Origin of the sequence: Catenovulum sp. 2E275 (assembly GCF_025515275.1) — a bacterium.
Lineage (GTDB): Bacteria > Pseudomonadota > Gammaproteobacteria > Enterobacterales > Alteromonadaceae > Catenovulum.
Map to the genome: position 1 here is coordinate 1 of NZ_JAOPFU010000100.1, position 1,652 is coordinate 1,652.

1 protein-coding gene is annotated in these 1,652 nt (G+C 35.2%); it reads left to right on the forward strand.

Features of this window, described 5'->3' with window-relative positions:
- Nucleotides 1–196: 196 nt before the first annotated feature.
- Nucleotides 197–1,525, forward strand: coding sequence for a hypothetical protein (locus tag N7931_RS19190; RefSeq protein ID WP_262795949.1), 1,329 nt, complete (start codon nucleotides 197–199; stop codon nucleotides 1,523–1,525).
- Nucleotides 1,526–1,652: the final 127 nt, after the last annotated feature.

The window sequence follows — 1,652 nt, forward strand, 5'->3', positions numbered from 1 at the left end:
CTTCAATATATGCGATTTCAATAAATGCTTTATGAGTATCTAAACCTATGAAAGGTATGCTATGTTTGTTCATGCTAGCCTCCAATTTTTAGTTGTGAACAAACTAATTATGGCTCTGGCTTTGCTAACCCACGAATTTGAAGGCTAGCACCTCGTGGGGAGTCATTAAGCCTAGGCTTGAAAACGGTGAGTGACGATGAAAGTTACAAAAGTTGCCTGTTTTAAATGTAGTTGGGACCAAATTCAAATAGAACACTCATTTCTAATCAATGAAATGATGTCAACTTTAGATCAAATTGTTTTACCTAGTAAAATTGAAAACAAGAAGCACACTTGGCGTAATATTTTAATTGAACATGGCTGGAATTCTATAGCAAAGCAAACCTATTCTTCGGACGGAAGGGCATTAAAGCTATCACTTTTAGGGCCCATAAAAAATGGAATTTGCGTTAGTTTAAATCACAACGGGAAATCAGAATTATTGCAATGGCTATTTAAAGATAGTGCGTTAGCTTTCTCAAATGAACTTATCGACTTGTCTATTTTGATATTACCCACAAGAAGACTAAAAAGTGCGCCTATTCTAAATTGGTTTAAGAAAGAAAGTTTTGAAAACTTTTATGGTCAGCTAGTGCAACTTTCTCCTTTTGAGGTAAATGTACCATTCATACTTATTGGCGTTGATCTAAAAAATGATTCAGAATTTGTTAAAGAGTTCAATTTAGAACCATTTGATGCATGGAGAGATGTATACTCCGGATGTATAGAGTTTCCTCCAGAGTACCATTCCGCAGGTTTGGGTATCTTGAACTATTTTGGCACTTATTTGAGAGAGCAATATCCAGATGAGGAGGCTAAAGTTAGGATTGAACAAGATGGGCTAATGGTTCGATTAATAATCCAAACTAAAAGCGGAAAGTCAGATGTAGTGGAGAAAGCACTTCATGAATATGAGTTAGTTGTTAAAGATTCTAAGTACCCAGATACCATTAAAGAAAACGAGAAATTATTTTTAGAGCAGAGAAATGAGCTTCGAATTGCTGAGCTAAGAGTAGAATCGCAAAAAGACATAATAAATGTTCAAGATAAAAGAATAGATAAGTTGCTTGATATGGTCGGTGGTTTTTTCGAAAAGAGTCAGTCAATCAGTATCGATTTTCGGCCAGTTTTGTCAAACCACACCACACTTCAGGTAAATCAACATGTTTATTCTGCCATTGAAACTATTGAGGATTTGCTAAAACTATTACCAAATTCTAGCGTGGCTTCAAGGCTATTACGTGACGTTGAAAGTTCATTAGATGCTATTGAGCACAACAACACACCCGAAGAAGTTAGAAGATCTCCAGCGATGAGTAAATTTCGAAAGGTTCTTGAAAATATTTTTGATAAAAGTAGTGACGTAAAAAATTCAATCGAAAATATAAATAAAGGGATTGAATACGCCAGGGATTTAGCTAGGAAATACAACAAAATTGCTGAATGGTGTGGTCTACCGGTGTTTCCTAGTGATCTTTTAAAATAGCCTAAATTGGATTGTTTTTGGATAATTTCAACAACTTTTACAGCACTACATTATGATTAATAAACCTGAGCTGCGCATAAGAAAATGAACTAAATGCCCTTGTGGTGATCAGATCTTTCGACCAAGA